We start from the raw sequence: 19295 nt of genomic DNA on the forward strand, positions 1-19295 counted from the left end.
GACGAGCAGGAGCGCGGCCCGCGGGAGCCCGGACCCGCCGGTGAATGCCTCCCCCTCTCCCCCGGTTCACGGGCGCCCTGGCGCACGTGCTCTCAGGGGCGCGGATCGGCCGGGTCCCCTTCCGGCGGCCGCAGAGCGCCCCGGTTGGCCAGCCGGAAGAGGAGCGCGATGGAGGGGAAGATGAGGAGTCCGGCCACGACGGCGACGCCGATCGTCACCGCCAGCGTGGCCTGCGGGGCCGCGGCCTCGCCGATCTCCAGATGGGTGCCGAGGAGGTAGGGGTACTGGGCGACGCCCCACCCGAGCACGACCAGGGCGACCGCGGCCGCGGCGAGCCCGCGCAGGAACCTCGTCCGCTCACGCCACACCATGACCATGGTCGCGACCCCGCAGAGCGCCGCCAGCAGCACCAGCGGCAGGGCGCCGTGGCTGAGGCGGCGGAACAGGTGCGGCGAGTCCTGCCGCAGCACGAAGACGCCGGCGATGCTGACGGCTCCGGTCAGCACGGCGGCGAGCAGGGCCCTGCCGCGGAAGTGCCGCTGCAGGGTGTGGTCGCGCTGCTGACGGGCCGTCACGTACAGATAGGTGGCGGCGAGGTAGGCGCAGACGAGGACGGCCAGCACGCCGCCGAGCACCGAGGTGGGGTTGAGCCAGCTTGTGACGGCGTTCCCGTTGCCCGCCGAGGGCACGCGCCCGGAGGCGATGCCCCCGGCGATCGACCCGAAGCAGTACGGGGTCAGGACGGACGACGCGGCGAACGCGACCCCGTACACCCGCTGCTCGGGGGTGCGCAGCGAGGCCTTGCGGAAGGCGAAGCCGGCACCGCGCAGCACGATGCCCAGGACGGCGATGCCCAGCGGGATGTAGAGGGTCGTGGTGATGGCGGTGAACGCGGCAGGGAACCCCGACCAGAGGAAGACCAGGCAGTAGACGAGCCAGGTGTGGTTGGCCTCCCACACCGGGCCGACGGAGGTGTCGATCAGGTGCCTGGGGCGCCGGCCCCGCTCGGCCCCGCCCGCCGTCAGGTCCCAGAAACCGGCGCCGAAGTCCGCGCCGCCGAAGAGGCAGTAGGCGATGACGCCGAGGAAGAGGAAGGCCGCGACGGCTTCCGGCATCACTCCTCCGTCCCGGCTCGCGCGCCGACGGGTTCCGGGCCGCTGCGCGGACCGTAGGGGACGTCCACGCTGTCGTCGTCCCCGGCCTGCCAGCGCCGTTTCATCGACAGCAGCACCGTCACCGCGCCGGCGCCCACGGCCGCGTAGATGACGACGACCGACCCGAAGAACGGCCACAGGTCGCCCTGGGTGGTCACCGCGTCGCGGGTGAGGAGGTGGCCGACGACGGTCCAGGGCTGGCGGCCCAGCTCCGTGACCATCCATCCGGTCTCCAGGCAGGCCACGGCGGCGAGCCCGCTGACCGCGCAGCAGCGCAGGAACCACCGCTGCCGTTCCAGGGAGCGCCGCCGCCACCACAGCCAGAGGAACCACACGACGAGCGCCAGCAGGGCGAAGGACAGCCCAACCATCACGTCGAAGGCGAGGTGGACGGTGCTCACGATCCGGTCCGAGGGGCGTACGTCCGCGGGGATCGCGTCGAGCCCCTTGATCTCGGTGGACGGGTGGAATCCGGCCAGCAGGGAGGCCATGTCCGGCACGGGGAGCCCGTACCTGACCTCGCCGTCGACCAGTACCCCGCCGAGCGTCTCCGGGACGTGCGTGCCGGTCCGCGGCAGCAGCTCGACCGCGGCGAACTTGGCGGGCTCGGACTGGTACACGTACCGGGCGATGGTGTCGCCCACCACGACCTGCAGGGGCAGTGCGACGGCGGCGGTGACGAAGCCGATGAGGAACCCGGTGCGGTGGTAGCGGGACGTACGGCCCCGCAGCATGCCCACGGCGTAGACGCTCGCCACCGCGAACCCGGCGACGATGTACGCGGCGAGCAGCATGTGGAGGAACTCCCACCGGAAGGCCCCGTTGAAGAAGACCTCCGCCGGCCGGACGGCCACGATCTTCCCGTCGCGCATCGTGAAGCCGCCGGGCTGGTTCATCCAGCTGTTGGCCGCGATGACGGCGGCCGCGCCCCCGATGCTGGAGAGCGCCACCGGTACGCCCGTCCAGAAGTGCGCCCACGGCGACAGCCGGTCCCAGCCGTAGATGTAGAGGGACACGAAGATCGCCTCGAGGAAGAAGAACAGCCCCTCGATGGCGAACGGGAACCCGAAGGCCGGGCCGTACCCGCGCATCAGGCCCGGCCAGAGGATGCCGAGCTCGAAGGAGAGGACGGTGCCCGTGATCGCCCCCACGGCGAAGAGCACCGCGGCCACCTTCGACCAGCGCCGCGCCAGCAGCATGGCGTCGGCGTCACCGCGGCGCAGACCGCGGTGGTTCGCGATGAGCATCAGCGTGGTGAGGGCGACGCCGAACGGCACCAGGATGATGTGGAAGCCCAGGGTGAAGGCCATCTGCTGACGGGCCGGCAGCAACTGCGCCGGATCGCCCGCCGACCCGAGTCCCTGGGCCAGCACCTGCCAGGCCCCCGTCATCGCCCGCACCGCCGGTCAGCGGGCGGTTTCCGGCCTGGACCACCCGTGCACGCCACCGCCATCACATCGACCACGACCCTTTCGTGACAGGACGCTCACCATAGGTCACGACGATCGGTATGGGCGGGAATGCGCACTACGGGCGGGGGCCGATGACCCGTTCGGTGGTCGCGGTCCGGCCGGTCCCCGGCGCGGCGCCCGGCGGTCAGCGGGTCCGGGCGGGTGGGGGCAGCTCCCCCGAACCACGGGGGACGAGCCGGGTCTCGACCAGGAGGGTACGGGCCCGGGTGCGGTCGCCCTCGAGGCGTTCGAGGGCGGTGGATCCCGCCAACTCGCCCATGGTGACCGGATTCTGGGCCACGACGGTGAGGGCGGGTTCGAGGATGGCGGCCATGGGGACGTCGTCGAAGGCGACCACCGCGACGTCCTTGCGCCCGCCGCGGGAGAGCTCGGTCATGACCCCGATCGTCATGACGTTGTTGCCCGACAGCAGCGCGGTGGGCGGGTCGGGCAGGGCGAGCAGCCGGGCCGTCGCCTCGGCGGCGCCGGCCGGGTCGTGCGCGTCGGCGACGAGGGCACGGTCGTGGGGCAGTCCCGCCTCGGCGAGCGCCGCGCGGTAGCCGGCGAGCCGCTCGCGGCGGGTGTACAGCCGGGCCGGGAGGTCGCCTATGAACCCGATCCTGCGGTGTCCGCCGGCGATCAGATGGGCGACGCCCTCCTGTGTGCCGGCCCGGTTGGAGCTGACCACGGTGTCGGCGGTCAGGCCGTTGCCGGGCCGGTCGAGGAAGACCACCGGCAGTCCGGCGGCCCGGTGGGACTTGAGGTGGGTGTGGTCGGCGCCCACCGCGGGCGCGACCATGAGCACGCTGACCCGGCGGGCCAGGAAGGTGGCGATCAGCGCGTGCTCCCGCTGCGGGTCGTCGTCCGACGAGCCCATCAGCAGGGTCAGTCCGTGCCCGTGCACGGCGTCCTCGATGCCGCCGGCGACGGCGCCGAAGAACGGGTTGCCCAGGTCCGGCACCACCAGACCCACGGTGGTGTCGGGGCCGCCCACCCGCATGCTCCTGGCCATGAGGTTGGGCTGGAAGCCGAGCTTCGCCACGGCTTCCAGCACCCGCCTCCTGGTCTCCGCGGAGCTGGGACCGTCCTCGTTCAGCACCCGGGAGACCGTCTTGGCACTGACACCCACCTCGCGGGCCACGTCGGCGAGGGTCGGTCTGCGGGTCGCTGTCATGGACCACCTTTTCTCCGGATGTCGGCCCCGCGGATGCCGGGCCCGTCGGTCAGCTCCCCCCGACCCCTGCGGCCGAGGCTGCGTCACTGTCCGCCACGACCGTACCGCCGTCCGGTCGCACGCCGAGCGCGCCGGTCATGATGGCCACCACCTCGGCCATCGAGTAGTCCGACGGCTTGATGACGGCCTCCCGCCTGCCCAGCCGGTGGACGTGGACGCGGTCGGCGATCTCGAAGACGTGGGGCATGTTGTGGCTGATGAGGATCACCGGGATGCCCTTGTCCCGTACCCGGCGGATGAGGTCGAGGACCTGTCCGGACTCCTTGACCCCGAGGGCGGCGGTCGGCTCGTCCATCACCACGACGCTGCGCGCCCAGGCGGCGGCGCGGGCCACGGCGACGGCCTGGCGCTGGCCGCCGGAGAGCGTCTCCACCGGCTGCGTGATCGAGCCGACGCCGACCTTGAGCGCGGCCATGTGGTCGGCGGCCTGACGGCGCATCGCCTTCTTGTCCAGCAGGCGGAGCACCGAGCCGAGCACGCCGGGGCGGCGGATCTCGCGGCCCAGGAACATGTTGGACGCGATGTCCATCGACGCCGCGACGGCGAGGTCCTGGTACACCGTCTCGATGCCGTGCGCCCGCGCGTCCTGCGGCCCGGCGAACCTGATGGGCCTGCCGTGCAGCCGGATCTCGCCGGCGTCGGGGACGAGTGCGCCGGTGAGCGCCTTGATCAGGCTGGTCTTGCCGGCACCGTTGTCGCCGATGACGGCCAGCACCTCGCCGGGCATGAGGTCGAAGTCCGCGTGGTCGATGGCGGTGACGTGCCCGTAGCGCTTGACCAGCCCGCGCGCGCTGAGCACGGGTTCGGGCCCGGTGGCGGGCGCCGGGGACTCCGGTGCGGGGGACGCCGGGCCCTGGGGGGCCGGGCCCTGGGGGGCGGGGCCGGTCATCGGGTCCCCTTTCGCGAGAGCTGGTCGACGGTCACCGCGAGGATCACCAGGACGCCGGTGACCAGCGTCTGGTAGACGGAGGAGACGCCCATCAGCTGCAGGCCGTTGCGGAAGACACCGACGATGAGCACACCGACGAACGTGCCGAGGACGGTGCCGCGGCCGCCGAACAGGCTCGTGCCGCCGAGGACTACGGCGGTGATGCTGTCGAGGTTGTCGGTCTGCCCCGCCTGGGGGTCGCCGACCCCGGTCCGCGACACCAGCAGCAGGGCGGCGATCCCGTAGACCAGTCCGGCCACCGTGTAGACGCCGACGGTGAGCCGGGAGACCCGGATGCCGCTGAGCCGCGCGCTCTCCGCGCTGTTGCCGAGGGCGTAGACGTGACGGCCCCAGGCGGTGCTGCTCAGCGCGTAGGCGAAGCCCAGGAAGAGGGCGATCGTGACCAGCGACCCGTAGGTGACGTCGGTCCTGCCGAGCGGGAAGGTGCGGCCCAGCGCGGTGAGCGGTTCGGGGAGGCCGGTGACGGTCTGTTCGTCGGAGTAGATGTGGGTGAGGGCGAAGGCGACGTTGAGCATGCCCAGCGTCACGATGAACGGGGGCAGCGGCACCGTCCGCACCAGCAGCCCGTTGACCAGCCCGAACACTCCGCAGACCAGGATGCCGAGGGCGATGGCGAGCAGCGGCGGCAGCGGCCCCTGGACGGCGAGTTTGGCGATGAGGATGCCGCCGAAGGCCATGACCGCACCGCACGACAGGTCGATGCCGGCGGTGAGGATGATCAGCGTCTGGCCGATGGCGAGCGTGCCGACCACCATGACCTGCTGGAGGATCAGCGAGAAGTTGCCGCCGGAGAGGAACTGGTCGGTGGCCAGGGAGAAGAACACCGAGGCGAGGACGAGGGCCGCGAACGGTCCGGCGGCCGGCGCCGTGAGGAACCGGCGCAGCACGGCCGGTTCCCTGCCCACGGCGGGGAGCGAGGTGGATGCGGTCACCGGGCTCAGCCCCAGCAGTTCTGCAGGCCGAAGCCGGTGTCCTTGGACTCCGCGCCCGTCTGCGCCTTGTCGGTGATCAGGGTGACGCCGGTGTCGGTGTAGCCGCTGGTCTTCTTGCCGTCCTTGGCGAACGCGGCCACCGCCTTGACGCCGTCGGCGGCCATCTTCAGGGGGTACTGCTGGGAGGTCGCGGCGATCTTGCCGTCCTTGACCGCCTGCACGCCGGTGCAGCCGCCGTCGATGGCGACGATCGTGACGTCCTTCTCGCGGCCCTTGGCCTTGATGGCGGTGTACGCGCCGAGCGCCGCCGGCTCGTTGATCGCGTAGACCAGGTTGATGTCGGGCGCCTTCTGCAGGCAGGTCTCCATGGCGGTCTGGCCCTTGGCCTGGTCGCCGCCGGTGTCCTGGGAGCAGACGATCGACGGGTCGGAGGCGCTGACGCCGAACCCCTTGATGAAGCCCTCGTGGCGCTGCACGCCGACCGACACGCCGGGGGCGAGGTCCAGCGTGGCGATCTTCGGCGTCTTGCCGGCCATCGCGGCCTTGGCGTACGCGCCGATCAGCTCGCCCGCCTTCACGTTGTCGGTGGCGAACAGCGCGTCGGCGGCGTCCTGCGGCTCCGGAGGGGTGTCCAGGGCGATGACGAGCACGCCCTTGGCGCGCGCCTTCTGGATCGCGGGGACGATGGCCTTGGAGTCGTTGGGGGTGATGAGCACGCCCTTGACGCCGGCGGCGACCATGTTCTCCAGCGCCGTGACCTGACTGGCGTTGTCACCGTCGAACTTGCCCGCCGCGGTGGTCAGTTCGACGTTCTCGCTCTTGGCGGCCTGCTCTGCGCCCTGCTTCATCTTGACGAAGTAGGGATTGGTGTCGGTCTTGGTGATCAGGCCGACCTTCACCTTGCCCCCGGACGGGGAGCCGCCGCCGGAACCGGAACCGCACGCGGCCAGTGACAGGGCGAGGCCGGCGGCGCCGATGACGAGGACCGGACGGGCTCTACGGGACATCTGCGACTCCTACGGGAAGCAGTGAGCGGGGAAAGCCGTATGGCGCTGTGTTCGGCGAAGGATCTCGCCAGGGGAATGCCAACGTTGACACATGTCATCGTTGACACCGCATGCGGAGGATGATGGACTCCCGCTCCGGCGACGTCAATGCCTTTGCCGAGGAAGCCCGTTGGCAGCACGTGGCGCCCGCCCCCGACACCCCGCCGGGGCCGCCGCCGGGGCCGGCCCACGTCCCCGCTCCCACCTGGAGGAACCACCCCATGCAGCCGCGTCAGGTCACCGTGCTCGGAGAGTGCGTCGCCGATGTCTTCCCCGAACCCGGTCACGGGGCGGCCCCGTCCGGTGCGCACGGCCGCTCCCCGGACGCGTCGCAGGAGCTGCGGCTGCGCGTCCTGCCGGGCGGCGGTCCGGCCAACACCGCCGTGGGCCTGGCCCGTCTCGGCACGCCGACCCGGCTGCTGGCACGGCTGTCCGGGGACGTCTTCGGCCGCCTGTTCCGCGCCCACCTGCTGGCATCGGGTGTCGACCTGTCGGCGGCCACGGCCGCTCCCGAACCCAGCACCCTGGCGGTCGCCGACGTCGACGGCGACGGGCAGGCCGCGTACTCCTTCCACGCCGAGGGCACCGCGGACTGGCAGTGGACGCGCGAGGAACTGGGCCGCGCCGCACTCGGCGATGCGGCCTGCGTCCACTCCGGTTCGCTCGCCCTGGTCAGACAACCGGGCGCCGTCCTCGTGGAGGAGGTGCTGGCCGGGGCGCGGCAGCACGCGACGGTCAGCATCGACCCCAACGTCCGGCCCGCCCTGGTCGATCCGCGGGTCTACCGCGACCGGATCCGGACGTGGTGCGCGACGGCCGACATCCTCCGGCTGAGCGAGGACGACCTCGCCGTGCTGGCCCCGGGCACCGCGCCGGAGGCGGCCTGCGACGACTTCCACGCGTCGGGGGCCCGCCTGGTCGTGGTCACCCTCGGGGCGCGGGGCGTCCTCGCCTCGCTCGACGGCCGGCGGGTCTCCGTACCCGGTGTGCCGGCGCGGGTGGTCGACACCGTCGGCGCCGGGGACTCCTTCACGGCGGGGCTCCTCCACCACCTCGGCGGCCGCGGGCTGCTGGGCGGCCGGCTCGACCGGCTGCGGACCGACGACGTCGTGGCGGCCTGCGCGTACGCGACCCGCGTGGCCGCGCTGACCTGCGCCGTCGCCGGGCCGAACCCGCCGTGGGCCCGCCAACTGGAGGCGTATTCCACTGACCTGACGATCCGTACGACCTCGTGAGGGGCCGTAGCCGATCCTGCACGGGGCGTTGACGGGCTCCCGGCAGGGGCCCATCATCGGTCATCGATCGGATGTCAGCGATGACATGTGTCAACGATGACATCACCGGCGTGCAGAGAGTGGGTTCACATGCGTCGAAGAGTCGGGGCGCTGCTCGTCGCCCTGATCGCGAGCCTGGCCGCGTTGCTGCCCGGCACCCCCGCGGTCGCCGGGACCGTGGGGGAATACCCGGAGTTCCCGTATCCGGCGACCACGTACAGCGAGCCGTTCCGCGGCCAGTTCCACTTCAGTTCGCAGTCGGGCTGGATGAACGACCCCAACGGCCTGGTGTACGCCAACGGGCTCTACCACTTCTTCTACCAGCACAATCCGCACGGCCTGGCCTGGGACACCATGCACTGGGGCCACGCCACCAGCACCGATCTGGTGCACTGGACCCAGAAGCCGATCGCGCTCGAACCCGGCGTCCACCCCGGCACGCTCTTCTCGGGCGGCGGCGTCGTGGACAAGGACAACACCTCGGGGCTCAAGACGGGTTCCCTCGACCCGATCGTGGTGTTCTCCAACACCGACGGCGTGAGCGTCTTCTACAGCAACGACGACGGCCGGACGTTCCAGGCCTACGACAGGGGCCGCAAGCAGATCGAGATCCCCGCCGAGAGCCGTGACCCCAAGGTGTTCTGGGACGCGGCACGCCACCGCTGGGCCATGGTCGTCTGGTCCAACGAGGGCGGCAACGGTGTGGACGTCTACACCTCGCCGAACCTCCTCGACTGGACCTTCGCCAGCCGCTTCAAGGCACCGTGGCTCTTCGAGTGCCCCGACATGTACCCCCTGGCCCTGGACGGCAAGGCCGGGCAGCAGCGGTGGGTCCTGACCTCCGCGTCCAGTCAGTACGTCGTCGGCTCCTTCGACGGCACGACCTTCCGCACCGACTGGACCGGCCCGCAGCAGATGGACCTGGGCACCACCTTCGCCGGGGGCACCTTCTACGCCGCCCAGACGTTCACCAACACGCCCGACGGCCGCACCGTGCAGATGGCCTGGCAGGGCGGCAACCGCGGCAGCACCTGGACGGGCAACTCGACCTTCCCCGCCTCCCTCGGCCTGGTCAGCACCCCCGACGGACCGCGGATCACCCGGACGCCGGTCGCCGAGCTCGCCTCGCTGGGCTCGGAGACCCGCAGCTGGAAGAACCAGACGGTCAACGCGGCCAAGGGCGACAACCTCTTCGGGGGCATCAAGGCCGACACGTACGAGATCACCGCCCAGTTCGACGTGAAGGGCGCGACCGCCACGCAGTTCGGCTTCGACCTGCACGCCCGCTCCGACGGGACGGCCGACCGCAGCGTCGTCTACGACACCAAGGCGCAGACCCTGCGGGGCAAGCCGCTCAAGCCGCGGAACGGCAAGGTCACGATGCGCCTGCTGGTGGACCGGGGGCAGTTGGAGACGTTCGCCGACGGCGGGCTCTACTCCCTGTCCGACAACGTCGACTTCGACTCCGCCGCGGACAGCCAGGGCATCCGGCTCTTCGCCGTCGGCGGCAAGGTGACGCTGGACAGCGCGACGTTCACCCGCCTCAACACCAGCTGGGGCACGGCCCAGTCCACCCTGGAGAGCAACCTCAAGGGCCCGTGGCACGCCGCGGGCGGGGCGTGGACCGACGTCAGCGGCGGCAAGCGCGCCTCGACCGGCGGTGACGGGTTCTACCTGAGCGCGAGCAGCGGCGGTGACGCCGTCTACCAGGGCGACCTCACACTGGACACCGCGCAGGCCGCGGGCCTGACGTTCCGCGCGAACGCCTCGGGCGCGGGCTACACGGCGAACATCGACACCAGCGGCGTCCTCAAGCTGTGGCGCCCGGGCCGGGACATCGCGACCTACGCCACCCCGGTCACGAAGGGCCGCACCTACCACCTCAAGGTGCAGACGAACGGCTCCCGCATCCGGGTCTGGCTGGACAACGGCGCCGACCCCGTCATCGACGCCACCGACGCCACCTACACCACGGGCGTGTTCGGGGTGAACGTCTTCAACGGCACGGCGACGGTGCAGAACCTCAACACCGGAACGGCCGGGTTCTCGGTCTTCCCCGCCGGCAGGTGGACCCCGCGGGGCGGGACCTGGACGGTCACACCGTCCGGACTGAGGGGGAGTTCGTCCCAGGACGGCTTCTACCTCAGCGACCGCACAGGAGGTGACTTCACGTACGAGGGCGACCTGTCCGTCACCAACGGCACGGCGGCCGGGCTCACCTTCCGCGCCCGCGACGACGGCGCCGGCTACACGGCGAACATCGACACCAGCGGCGTGGTCAAGCTGTGGCGCCCGGGCCGGGACATCGCTACGTACGCCACCCAGATCGTCGAGGGCCGCACCTACCACCTCAAGGTGCGCACGGACGGCTCCCGCATCCGGGTCTGGCTCGGCGGCGGCGCCGATCCCGTCATCGACGCCACCGACGACACCTACGCCACCGGGCTGTTCGGGGTGAACGGCTTCGCGGCCAACACCCTGGTGCAGAACCTGACCATCGGCTGACCCATCGGCTGACCCACCGGCTGACCCATCGGGGACCGCTCCGGGGCAGGCTTCCGTGCCCGGCCCCGGGCGGTCCCTCCGTCGCGCCGGTTTCCAACGTTGAACATGTTCCGGTTCGCCATGACGGCACCCCGTGTCGCGCCAACACGCCGCAGCTGGGCGTCACTTCACGATGCCCCGTCCGGCCCCTTGATCCCGCTCCGCTCTGCGCCGGCGCGGGCACGATGGCGTGCGCGGCACGCTCTCCCATGCCCTGACGGCCCGTTGACGAGCTTCTACGCGAGGTCTGGACACGGCGGCGGGGCCCTGCTTTCATGCTCTCCGCGCCGAAAATTTCCAACGTTGTACAACCGCGTTTCCGGCGCGTAGCGCTCTTGGTCCCAGGCACCGCACACTCCTGACCCGCAACTTTCCCGTCAAGGCGTCGACGACTCCCACGGAAGGTGCACCATGAGTCCTGGCCGACGACGTACCCACCGCTTTGCTCGGTTCACCGCCCTGCTGGCGCTCCTCCTCGGTGCGGCCCTGCTGACGCCCTTCCCGGCGTCCGCCCGGCCCTCCGCCACGACCGACGTCCCCACCGACGTCACCGCCGCCTCCGCCGACGCGGGCCTGCGCGGCGACTACTACCGGATGTCCAGCGGCACGGCCCTGGACTTCGCCCGGTACACCGGCACCCGGATCGACAGCTCCCTCCACGTGGACGACCTCCTGCCCACGCTGCGGGCTTACGCCGGCACGACGGACAACGTCGCCGTGCGCTGGACGGGCCGCCTGGAGGTGCCCGCCGACGGCACGTACACCTTCTACATCAAGGGCGACAACGGCTTCCGCATGTCCCTGGACGGCGCGAGCGTGATCGACCACTGGACCACCGACTGGGACGTCCAGACCACCTCGCAGCCGATCACCCTGACCGCCGGCCTGCACGAGCTCGCCTACGACTACAACCAGGGCAACGGCGGCGCCTACCTGCACACCGAGTGGTCGGGGCCGGGCTTCGACCGCCGCCCCGTACCGGACTCGGCGCTGCACCTGCCGGTCGGGTTCGCCCCGGCCGACGCCGAGGCGTCGGTGGCCACCAGCGGCCGCAGCGCCACCGTCGAGCTGGGCTCCCGCGTGACCGGCCTCCCCGTGGACGCGGCCCCGCACCTCGCCCTGCTGTCCGGCGGCACCCGCTGGTCCGCCACCGTCTCCCGCGACCCCAAGCACCCCACCCGGCTGGTCCTGAAGCCGGCCGAGGCCGACTCCCCGGTCTCGCTCAACGCCGACGTGCGGATCAGCTACGACGGCAAGGGCGGCATCACCACCGCCGCCGGCGACCTCGGTCCCTTCTCGGTCGTCGCGCGCAACGACTCGACCTGGTACTTCCAGACCAGGTGGGCCAAGGACGTCTCCCCCTCCCACCCGCTGCCCGACTACCCGCGGCCGCAGCTGACCCGCAAGCAGTGGAAGAACCTCAACGGGACCTGGCAGTTCCAGCCGACCGCGCAGGACGCCGCGCTCCCCCAGGGCAAGCTGAGCGGCAGCATCGTCGTCCCGTACCCGATGGAGTCGGGTCTGTCGGGCGTCGCGCGGCACCACGACTGGTCGCTGTACCAGCGCACCTTCACCGTCCCCGACGACTGGCGGGTCCGCTCCGGCAACCGGCTGAAGCTCAACTTCGGCGCCGTGGACTACGAGACCTGGGTGTACGTCAACGGCCGCGAGGTGGCCCACCACACCGGCGGCTACCAGGCGTTCACCGCCGACGTCACCGACGCCCTGGCCGGGCGCGGTCCGCAGACCCTGCTGGTGAAGGTCAAGGACACCACCGACGACCGCTACGCGCTCGGCAAGCAGTCCCGCAACCCCAGCGGCATCTGGTACACCCCGAGTTCGGGCATCTGGCAGACCGTCTGGATGGAGCCGGTCCCCGAGGCGTCGGTCGACTCGCTGGTGCTGACCCCGGACGTCGCGGACTCCTCGCTCGCCGTCACCGTACGGCCGGGCGCGGGCACCTCGCCGGGCGCGAAGGTCACGGCCACCGCGTACACCCGTGACGGGCACAAGGCGGGCTCGGTCACCGGTGCCGCCGGCACCGCCTTGCGGCTGCCCGTCCCCCGCGCCCACCTGTGGAGCCCGGACGACCCGTACCTGTACGACCTCGAGGTCACCCTCACCGACGGCCGCGCCAAGGACCGCGTCGGCTCCTACTTCGGCATGCGGTCGATCGAGGTGTCCCCGGCCGGCGGCACCAACCGGATCAAGCTCAACGGCAAGCCGGTGTTCGTGCTCGCCACCCTCGACCAGGGCTTCTGGCCCGACGGCCTCTACACCGCGCCGACCGACGAGGCCCTGAAGTACGACCTCGTCCAGCACAAGAAGCTCGGCTTCAACGCGGTCCGCAAGCACATCAAGGTCGAGCCCGCCCGCTGGTACTACTGGGCGGACAAGCTGGGCCTGATGGTGTGGCAGGACATGCCGAGCCGCGGCACGGCGGCCGCCGGCACCCCGGAGACCCAGACCTTCGTCGACCAGGTCCACCAGATCGTCGACCAGCACATCAGCACCCCGTCCGTCCTAGTGTGGACGCTGATGAACGAGGGCTGGGGCGAGTGGAGCAAGCAGGCCACCGGCGAACTCGCCGACGCCGTCAGGGAGCAGGACCCCTCGCGCCTGGTCGACGCCCACTCCGGCGTCAACTGCTGCGCCTCCAAGGGGGACTCGGGCCGCGGTGACCTGATCGACTTCCACGACTACCACGGCCCGGCCAGTCCGGCCCCGGACGACACCCGCGCCGCCGTCGACGGCGAGCACGGCGGCTACTCCTACCTCGTCCCCGGCCACATCCTGGGCACCGCGGGCGGCCAGGACTACGGCGACGCCGCCCACAGCAAGGAGGAACTGACCGCCGCCTACGTGGAGAACACGCGCAAGCTGCTCCGGCCGGCGGCCTGCGGCCTGTCCGGCTCGGTCTACACGCAGATCACCGACGTCGAGGGCGAGCTCAACGGCCTGCTCACCTACGACCGCGACGTGGTCAAGGTGATCCCGGAACAGGTACGGGACGTCAACCGGCAGGTCATCGCGGCCGGCGCCACCGCCGGCGGGGCTGACGTGCCGCCCGGCACACCCGGCCCGAACGGCGTCGGCTGGTGGCCGCTGCACGAGGGCTCCGGCACCGTCGCCGGAGACGTCGCAGGCGACCACGACGGCACCCTGACCGGCGGCACGAGCTGGACGACCGGCCCGAACGGCGCCGCCCTGCAGTTCGACGGCCGCACCGGCTCCGTCGACACCGGCGCCACCGTCCTGGACACCGACCGCCGCGACTACTCGGTGGCCGCCTGGGTCCGGCTGGACGACAAGGGGCACTTCAGCACCGCGGTGTCCGTCGACGGCGACACCAACAGCGCCTTCTACCTGCAGTACTCGCAGGCCGACAAGCGGTTCGCGTTCAGCTTCGCCGGGAGCCGGGCCCTCGCGGGCACCATCGGCGAGCCGGAGGCGGGCCGCTGGTACCACCTGGTCGGCAGCTACAGCCACCGCGACGGCCGGCTGCGCATCTACGTGGACGGCGGCGAGGCCGGTTCCGTCCGCGGCTGCAACGCCGAGGGGCCCTCGGGCCACCTGGTGATCGGCCGCGGCAAGTACGGCGGGAACCTCGTCGACTACTGGGGCGGCGCGATCTCCGACGTGCACGCCTACGACCGCGCGCTGACCGCCGCCGAGGTGGCGTCCCTGGCGGCCGGCGAACCCGCCGTGCCGGCGAAGCGCTGACCGAGTACCGACCACCTGAGCGGCCCGCCCCGGCACGGGGCGGGGCGGGCCGCCTCCCGGGCCGTCCCCCGGGGCGACGGCGGCACCACCGCACCCCCTGATCAGCTCGCACACCGCTCTCCGAGGAGTTGAACGTCCATGAGCACCTCCCGTTCCACCCGCTTCCTTGCCGTCGTGTGCCTCACCGCCGCGGCCGCCCTGACCGCCACCTCCTGCGCCAAGGAGGAGGGCTCCGGCAGCGCATCCTCCGCCTCCTCCGAGGGCGCCCAGGTCGTGCAGTCCCCGACCGCGGCCACCGACGCCTCCGGCAGCGGCTGCACCCTGCAGACCTACGGGGCGAACAAGCTCGACCTCAAGGACGCCGTCGTCGGCTTCTCCCAGTCGGAGAAGGAGGCGAACCCGTTCCGCATCGCCGAGACCCAGTCCATCAAGGACGAGGCGGCGAAGCTCGGCGTCAAGAAGCTGCTCACGACCAACGCGCAGTCGCAGCTGCCCAAGCAGATCAGCGACATCCAGGACATGCTCGCCCAGGGTGCCCAGCTGCTGATCGTCGCCCCGCTCAACTCCGACGGCCTGGAGCCCGCGCTGCGCGCGGCGGCGGCCAAGCACGTGCCCGTCATCACCATCGACCGCAAGATCAACGCCACCGCGTGCAAGGACTACGTCGCCTTCCTCGGCTCGGACTTCGTCGAGCAGGGCAAGCGCGCCGCCCGTCAGATGATCAAGGTCACCGGCGGCAAGGGCAAGGTCGCGATCCTGCTCGGGGCCTCCGGCAACAACGTCACCACCGACCGGACCAAGGGCTTCGTCGACCAGATCAAGGCGCAGGCCCCCGGCCTGGAGATCGTCGCCCAGCAGACCGGTGAGTTCGCCCGCGACAAGGGCCAGCAGGTGATGGAGCAGCTGATCCAGGCGAACCCGGGGATCACCGCCGTCTACGCGGAGAACGACGAGATGGGCCTCGGCGCGGTCACCGCACTGAAGGCGGCCGGGAAGAAGCCCGGCGAGGACGTCAAGATCGTGTCCATCGACGGCACCCGCAACGCCGTGCAGGCGCTGGCGAACGGCCAGTACAACGGCGTCATCGAGTCCAACCCGCGCTTCGGGCCGCTCGCCTTCGCCACCGCGCAGAAGTTCTTCGCCGGCGAGGCCATCCCCGAGGACGTGATCATCTCCGACCGCGAGTACGACGCGTCCAACGCCAAGGGCTCACTGGCCGGGGCGTACTGAGCCCCCGCGCCTGCCGCCCGGTCCTCCTCCCCGGCCGGGCGGCAGGCCCGTCCCTCCTCGGCTCCCGACACCGCGAACCCTATGGAAGGCCCGCTATGGCACCCCCCGACGCGGCACCCGCCGCACCGCCGCCCGGCCCGGACGGTCCCAGCGCCCCCGCGGTGCTGGAGGCCGTCGGCATCGGCAAGCGCTTCCCCGGTGTGGTGGCGCTCGACGACGTCTCCTTCACCCTGCGCCGGGGCGAGATCCACGCGCTCGTCGGCGAGAACGGCGCCGGCAAGTCCACCCTGATCAAGGTCCTCACCGGGGTGCACCGCCCGGACGCCGGCGAGGTGCGGCTCGACGGCCGCGCGGTCGCCTTCGCGCGGCCCTCCGACGCCCAGCACGCCGGGGTCACCACGATCTACCAGGAGGTCAACCTCGTCCCGCTGATGAGCGTGGCGCGGAACATCTTCCTGGGCCGCGAGCCCAAGAACCGCCTCGGCCTGATCGACTTCCCACGGATGCACCGCGAGGCGGCGGCGCTGCTCGCGGGCTTCGGCGTCACCGCCGACGTCCGTCACCCCCTCGGCGGCCTCGGCGTGGGCACCCAGCAGATGGTGGCGCTGGCCCGCGCGGTGTCGGTGCGGGCCAAGGTCGTGGTGATGGACGAGCCCACCTCCGCACTGGAGCCGCGCGAGGTCGAGACGCTCTTCCGGGTCATCGGCGACCTCCACGACCGGGGCATCTCCATCCTGTACGTCAGCCACCGGCTCGAGGAGCTGTACCGGATCTGCGACCGGGTCACGGTGCTCCGCGACGGACGCCTGGTGCACACCGGCGACCTCGCGGACCTGGACCGGATGCAGCTGGTCGCCATGATGCTGGGCCGCGAGGTCTCCGAGGTGCGCCGGCACGGGCGGACCGGCTTCGGCGAGGACCACCACCCCGACCGCCGGGCGGTGCTCACCGCCGCCGGGCTGAGCCGGCGTCACGTCCTGGACGACGTCTCGCTGGAGCTGCACCCCGGCGAGGTGCTGGGCCTGGCGGGGCTGCTGGGCTCGGGGCGCAGCGAGACCGCCAAGGCGCTGGCCGGGGCGCTGCCGCTGGACTCGGGATCGGTGACGGTCGCCGGACGGCGGCTGGGCCGCCCCTCCCCCGCGGCCGCGATCCGCGCGGGCATCAGCCTGCTGCCCGAGGACCGCAAGGCGGAGGGCATCGTCCCGGGTCTGTCGGTGCGGGAGAACATCGTGCTGGCCGCCATGCCCCGGCTGTCCCGGGCGGGCGTCGTCTCGCGGGCCCGCCAGGACCGCGTCGTCGAGATCTTCATGAAGCGTCTGCGGATCAAGGCCTCGGGACCCGAGCAGAAGGTCGGCGAGCTCTCCGGCGGCAACCAGCAGAAGGTGCTGCTGGCCCGCTGGCTCTGCCTGGAGCCGAAGGTGCTCCTCCTCGACGAGCCGACGCGCGGCATCGACGTGGGCGCGAAGGCCGAGGTGCAGGCGCTGGTGGACGAACTGGCCCAGGAGGGACTGGCGGTGCTGCTCATCTCCTCCGACATCGAGGAACTCGTGGAGGGCGCCGACCGCCTCGTGGTGCTGCGCGGCGGCGCCGTGGCCGGCGAGCTGACGGGCGAGCAGGTCGGCGAGGGAGAGCTGCTGGAGGTCCTCGCGGCCCACGCGCCCGCCGTCCGGGACGCCGCCGCGGAAGGGGAGGTGCGGCACGATGGCTGAGCTCTCCCCGGCCGTGCGGCGGGGCCCGGTCGGGCTCCCCTCCCCCGCCTGGTTCCAGGCGTACGGGGTGTACGCGGCGGTGGCCGTGCTGGTCCTGTTCAACGCCGTCTTCACCGACCACTTCCTGACCGCGGCCAACCTGCGCACCCAGCTCGTCCAGGTCGCCCCGGTGGTCATCGTCGCGCTGGGCATGGCGCTGGTGATCGGCACCGAGGGGGTGGACCTGTCGGTGGGGTCCGTCATGGCCCTCGCCGCGGCCCTGCTGCCGCTGTACCTGGGGTACGGACTGCTGTCCGCGCTGCTCATGGCGCTCGCCGCCGGGGCGGTGGTGGGCGCGGTCAACGGCACCCTGGTGGCGGTGGTGGGTCTGCAGCCCATCGTGGCCACCCTCGCGCTGTTCGTGGGCGGCCGGGGCCTGGCCCTGGTCCTCGCCGACGGGCAGCTCAAGCAGATCGCCAACCCGGGTCTGCTGGGCCTGGGCACCGACGACGTCCTGGGCGTCCCCGTGGTCGTGCTGATCGCCGGTGTGCTCGCCCTGCTGGTCGCCGGGGTCGTGCACCGAACCACCTTCGGGCGCCAGTTGGTCGCGATCGGCGGCAACCGCGCCGCCGCCGGGCTGGCCGGGCTGCCGGTGAAGCGGGTGCTGATCGGCGTGTACGTGGTGTGCGGGGTGCTGGCGGCCCTGGCCGGGGTGCTGGCCACCGCCCGTCTGACGGCCAGTGACCCGTCCACGCTCGGCACCCTGATGGAACTGTCCGCGATCACCGCGGTGGTGGTCGGCGGGACCCCGCTCACCGGCGGGTCCGTGCGCGTCCTGGGCACGGTCTGCGGAGCGCTGCTGATGCAGCTGCTGCGGGCCACCCTGGTCAAGCACGACCTCCCCGACTCCACCGCGCAGATGGCCCAGGCCGTCATCATCCTCGTCGCCGTCTACGTCGCCCGGGAGCGTCGATCCCGATGAAGTCACTCACCACGCCCCGCTCCGCCGGGGCGACGCCGCAGCCGCCCGCCGTGGCGGCGGCCCGTGCCGGGGACCGGCGGCGGCTGGCCGTACTGGTGCAGCGGCAGGGCGTGCTCGCCGTCCTCCTGCTGCTGGTGCTGGTCTCCTCCTTCGTCTTCCCGTCCTTCGGAACCCTCGACAACGCGCAGAACGTCACCGTCCAGGCCTCCTTCCTGGCGATCGTGGCGCTCGGCATGACCCTCGTCGTCATCACCGGCGGCATCGACCTGTCGGTCGGCTCGGTCTTCGCGCTCGGCGGTGTCCTCGCGGCGTGGGCCTCGCAGTACGGGATGCTGCCGGCGCTGCTGCTGCCGCTCGCGGTGTGCGGTCTGCTCGGCACCGTGCACGGTCTGCTCATCGCGCGGGCCGGGATGGCCCCGTTCATCGTCACGCTGGCGGGGCTGCTGGCCGCCCGGGGACTGCTGCTGGCCGTGACCGACGAGGGCGCCGACACCTACCTGGTGCCGCACGGTTCGGCCTTCGCCGAACTCGGGCAGGGCACGGTGGCCGGGTTCGGTCACCCGGTCCTGGTCGCGCTGGTGCTCTTCGCCGCAGGCGGACTGGTGCTCCAGCGGACCTCCTTCGGGCAGTCGCTGTTCGCGGTGGGCGGCAGCCCCGACGCGGCCACGCTGATGGGCCTGCCGGTGGCCAGGACCCGGGTGCTGGTGTACACGATCAGCGGACTGCTCGCGGGGTTCGCGGGAGCCCTGAACGCCGCCCGGCTCTCCTCGGGCGTGACCATCATCGGCGTCGGCATGGAGCTGGACGCCATCGCCGCGGTCGTCATCGGCGGCACACTGCTGATCGGCGGTGCGGGTTCGGTCAGCGGCACCCTGTGGGGCGTCCTGGTCCTGGCGGTGATCCAGAACCTCATCAACCAGATCGGCTCCCTCAATTCCTCGTACCAATCGGTGGTCAGCGGCGGCTTCCTTATCGTGGTGGTCGTGGCCCAGCGGTATCTCGCGCGGGGACCGCGCACCACATGACCGTGCCGGTGCCGGTGGGCCGCGCGCGGCCCACCGGCACCGGCCCAACCCGGAGGGAGCGCC

13 protein-coding genes are annotated in these 19295 nt (G+C 72.1%); 7 read left to right on the forward strand and 6 right to left on the reverse strand.

Annotated elements, in window-relative coordinates; translation table 11 throughout:
• Positions 1-92: 92 nt before the first annotated feature.
• From OG937_04435 to OG937_04460, 6 genes are all read right to left on the reverse strand, one after another.
• On the reverse strand, positions 93-1115 hold the full coding sequence (locus OG937_04435; protein ID WUD70978.1) for a cytochrome d ubiquinol oxidase subunit II: 1023 nt from the start codon (positions 1113-1115) through the stop codon (positions 93-95).
• Positions 1115-2545 (reverse strand): cytochrome ubiquinol oxidase subunit I, encoded by a 1431-nt coding sequence (locus OG937_04440; protein WUD70979.1) that lies wholly within the window; start codon positions 2543-2545, stop codon positions 1115-1117. The genes OG937_04435 and OG937_04440 overlap by 1 nt, the downstream gene beginning before the upstream one ends.
• A gap of 205 nt (positions 2546-2750) precedes the next feature.
• Positions 2751-3779, reverse strand: a complete 1029-nt coding sequence (locus tag OG937_04445; GenBank protein WUD70980.1) for a LacI family transcriptional regulator — start codon at positions 3777-3779, stop codon at positions 2751-2753.
• A gap of 49 nt (positions 3780-3828) precedes the next feature.
• Positions 3829-4728, reverse strand: a complete 900-nt coding sequence (locus OG937_04450) for an ATP-binding cassette domain-containing protein (GenBank protein ID WUD70981.1) — start codon at positions 4726-4728, stop codon at positions 3829-3831.
• The gene (locus tag OG937_04455; GenBank protein WUD70982.1) at positions 4725-5720 is read right to left on the reverse strand and encodes an ABC transporter permease; all 996 of its coding nucleotides are present in this window, start codon (positions 5718-5720) and stop codon (positions 4725-4727) included. Before OG937_04455 ends, OG937_04450 begins: the two co-directional genes overlap by 4 nt.
• Positions 5721-5725: 5 nt before the next feature.
• Entirely contained in the window at positions 5726-6727 is a 1002-nt protein-coding gene (locus OG937_04460) for a sugar ABC transporter substrate-binding protein (protein ID WUD70983.1), read from the reverse strand.
• A 260-nt stretch (positions 6728-6987) separates the two neighbouring features.
• Here OG937_04460 and OG937_04465 point away from each other — a divergent pair, with 260 nt between their 5' ends.
• From OG937_04465 to OG937_04495, 7 genes are all read left to right on the forward strand, one after another.
• Positions 6988-8001, forward strand: a complete 1014-nt coding sequence (locus OG937_04465) for a carbohydrate kinase (protein ID WUD70984.1) — start codon at positions 6988-6990, stop codon at positions 7999-8001.
• 129 nt (positions 8002-8130) lie between these two features.
• The gene (locus tag OG937_04470) at positions 8131-10545 is read left to right on the forward strand and encodes a glycoside hydrolase family 32 protein (protein WUD70985.1); all 2415 of its coding nucleotides are present in this window, start codon (positions 8131-8133) and stop codon (positions 10543-10545) included.
• A 450-nt stretch (positions 10546-10995) separates the two neighbouring features.
• Entirely contained in the window at positions 10996-14307 is a 3312-nt protein-coding gene (locus OG937_04475) for a PA14 domain-containing protein (protein ID WUD70986.1), read from the forward strand.
• A 138-nt stretch (positions 14308-14445) separates the two neighbouring features.
• The gene (locus OG937_04480; protein ID WUD70987.1) at positions 14446-15537 is read left to right on the forward strand and encodes an ABC transporter substrate-binding protein; all 1092 of its coding nucleotides are present in this window, start codon (positions 14446-14448) and stop codon (positions 15535-15537) included.
• Between the two features lie 95 nt (positions 15538-15632).
• Positions 15633-17246, forward strand: a complete 1614-nt coding sequence (locus tag OG937_04485; GenBank protein WUD70988.1) for a sugar ABC transporter ATP-binding protein — start codon at positions 15633-15635, stop codon at positions 17244-17246.
• Positions 17239-18207, forward strand: coding sequence for an ABC transporter permease (locus OG937_04490; protein ID WUD70989.1), 969 nt, complete (start codon positions 17239-17241; stop codon positions 18205-18207). Before OG937_04485 ends, OG937_04490 begins: the two co-directional genes overlap by 8 nt.
• The gene (locus OG937_04495) at positions 18204-19232 is read left to right on the forward strand and encodes an ABC transporter permease (protein WUD70990.1); all 1029 of its coding nucleotides are present in this window, start codon (positions 18204-18206) and stop codon (positions 19230-19232) included. The genes OG937_04490 and OG937_04495 overlap by 4 nt, the downstream gene beginning before the upstream one ends.
• Positions 19233-19295 lie beyond the last annotated feature (63 nt).

Source organism: Streptomyces sp. NBC_00510 (assembly GCA_036013505.1).
Classification (GTDB): Bacteria; Actinomycetota; Actinomycetes; order Streptomycetales; family Streptomycetaceae; genus Actinacidiphila.